The organism is Kitasatospora sp. NPDC057512, assembly GCF_042802135.1.
Taxonomy (GTDB): Bacteria; Actinomycetota; Actinomycetes; order Streptomycetales; family Streptomycetaceae; genus Kitasatospora.
In genome coordinates, this window is sequence record NZ_JBHVET010000975.1 from 1 (window position 1) to 2,539 (window position 2,539).

A 2,539-nucleotide genomic window follows, 5' to 3' on the forward strand; every position below is an offset into this window, starting at 1 on the left:
GGTCCGGGAGGTGCGGCGCCGGGTCGGTGGCGTGCCGGGTCAGGGCTTGAGCACCAGGCGGATCGGGTCGCCCTCCTTGTGCTCCAGCGCCTCGACCGCGCGGGCCGCCTCGGCCAGCGGGAAGGTGCCGCTCACCGAGCGGGAGAACTCCAGCCGGCCGCCGCGGACCAGGTTGACCAGGTCGACGACGTCCTGGCCCTCGGAGCCGTAGTGGCCGCGGATCTGCTGGCGCAGGTAGCTGACCAGGGTGCCGTTGGTGACGGTCAGCGGCTTGTTGGTGAGGCCGACCAGCACCAGGCGGCCGTGCTCGCCGAGGGTGGCCATGGCCTGCTCGCGCACCGGGGCGACCCCGGCGAAGTCGAAGGCGACGGACAGCGGGCGGCCGCCGGTGGCCTCGCGCAGCAGCCCGGCGAAGCCAGGGTCGGCCGGGTCGAGGGCGGCGTCGGCGCCGAAGGCCAGGGCGCGCTCGCGGGCGGCCGGCAGCGGGTCGACGGCGACGATCGGGAAGGCGCCGATCGCCCGCAGCAGCTGCACGCCGTGGGCACCGAGGCCGCCGACGCCCCAGACGCCGACCGCCTCGGCCGGGCGTACGGCGCCGGTGGCGGTGATCGCGGCCCAGGGGGTGGAGACCGCGTCGGGGATGAAGCAGGCCTGCTCGAAGGGGAGCTCGTCCGGTATCGGCACCAGCGTGGTGGCGGTCGCGAGCGCGTACTCGGCCCAGCCGCCGTCGTAGTCCACGCCGCGGGTGTGCACGACGCCGTCGCGGGTCTCGCCGGCCTGCAGCAGCACCCGGTCGCCGACGGCCGTACCGGTCACGCCCTCGCCGAGGGTGTGCACGGTGCCCGCGACCTCGTGGCCGAGGGTGACCTTGTCGCCCTTGAGGTAGAGCGGCTTGAGCATGCCCTCGATCAGGTGGACGTCGGAGAGGCAGACGCCGGCGGCCTCCACCTTGATCAGCACCTCGCCCGGGCCGGGGACCGGGACGGGGACCTCCTCCACGGCGAAGGCGCCCTTCGCGACGTCGAGCCGGCCGGCCAGCATCGTGGCGGTCATCGGGACTTCCCTTCTCACGGGGGCGGCGGGTCGGGGAGAGTGCCCGCCGCTCCGGAAGTTACTTGTTATTCAACAAGCAAGTTCACACTAGCATGGTGGCATGTCTACGCACGATGAGGACCGAACCGGCGGGGCCGGGGCGCTCCAGGAGGCGCCGGCGCGCCGCACCCAGGCCGAACGGCGCGCCCGGGCCGAGTCCGCGCTGATCGCCGCCGCCGCCCGGCTGATCGCCGAGCACGGCAGCACCGGGGTCACGCTGGCCAGGGTGGGCGAGGAGGCGGGCTTCAGCCGGGGCCTGGCCACCCACTACTTCGGCTCGAAGGCCGCACTGCTGGCGCGGCTGCAGGAGGCGGCGCTCGCCGAAGCGATGGCGTCGGCCGCGCCGGCGCGCAGCGGGGCGGGGGCCGCGGACGAGCTGTGCGGGTTCGCGCGCGGCTGCCTGGAGGGCGTGCGCAACCCGACCGACCTGGGCCGGGCCTTCGTGGTGCTGGGGGCCGAGGCGCTCGCCGGGGCCTCGGAGCTGACCGCCGCGGTGGCGCAGCTGGACGCCCGGACCCGGGCGTGGACGGCCGAGGTGGTCGGGCAGGGCCAGCGGGACGGGGAGCTGCGCCCCGGCGTGGACCCGGCGGCCTTCGCGCTGGCCTTCGTCGGGCTGCTCAAGGGGCTGGTGGTACAGGCGGCGGCCGCGCCGGAGTCCTTCGACGTGGGGGTGGCCGTCGCGGAGTCCGAGCGCTGGATCCGGCTCGCGCTCACGGCGGGCTGAGGGCGCGCCGGGAAGGCGCCCGGGCAGGATCGGTATCGCGCCAAATGCGGCGCCGGCCGGGGGAGGGCGGGGCCGACCCGGGCCCGGTTGTTCGGGCGCGGGGGGAACTACTGGTGGAGTCCATCGCATGCGCAATGAGTGATTTGAAAAACTCTTCAAGTTCATACATGCTGGCGTGCCGTTGGACTGGTGCGGGGCGCGTCCGGGTGCCACCGGCGGACGCGGGAAGGGGCGGTCGTGGCCGCGGCAACCGGCCGACCGTCGCCGACACCCCCGCAGGCCCCCTCGTCCGTCCCGAAGCCCGCTTCCGAACACCCTGGATACCCTGAACCCATGAGCGACAACCTTCCCCCGTGTCCGCAGTGCTCCAGCGAGTACACCTATGAGATGAACGCCCTCATGGTCTGCCCCGAGTGCGGCCACGAGTGGGTGCCCGGCGGCGCCGACGAGGCCGGAGCGCCGGCCGGCGAGCGCGTGATCAAGGACGCCGTCGGCAACGTGCTGAGCGACGGCGACACCGTGACGGTGGTCAAGGCGCTCAAGGTCAAGGGCAGCGTCTCCGGCATCAAGGCCGGCACCAAGGTGCGCAACATCCGCCTGGTGGACGGCGTCGACGGGCACGACATCGACTGCCGCGTCGAGGGCTTCGGTGCGATGCAGCTCAAGTCCAGCGTGGTCAAGAAGGCCTGACCCGCGGGCCCGAACGGCCGCGCCCCGCCGAGG

General features: G+C 74.3%; 3 protein-coding genes. 2 read left to right on the forward strand and 1 reads right to left on the reverse strand.

What is annotated here, in order from left to right:
• Positions 1-39: 39 nt before the first annotated feature.
• Complete coding sequence (locus ACFU6K_RS36470) at positions 40-1,053, reverse strand: zinc-binding dehydrogenase (protein WP_380670555.1); 1,014 nt, start codon at positions 1,051-1,053, stop codon at positions 40-42.
• A 100-nt stretch (positions 1,054-1,153) separates the two neighbouring features.
• Here ACFU6K_RS36470 and ACFU6K_RS36475 point away from each other — a divergent pair, with 100 nt between their 5' ends.
• Positions 1,154-1,816 (forward strand): TetR/AcrR family transcriptional regulator, encoded by a 663-nt coding sequence (locus tag ACFU6K_RS36475; RefSeq protein ID WP_380670557.1) that lies wholly within the window; start codon positions 1,154-1,156, stop codon positions 1,814-1,816.
• 333 nt (positions 1,817-2,149) lie between these two features.
• Positions 2,150-2,506, forward strand: a complete 357-nt coding sequence (locus ACFU6K_RS36480) for a zinc ribbon domain-containing protein YjdM (RefSeq protein WP_117486841.1) — start codon at positions 2,150-2,152, stop codon at positions 2,504-2,506.
• Positions 2,507-2,539: the final 33 nt, after the last annotated feature.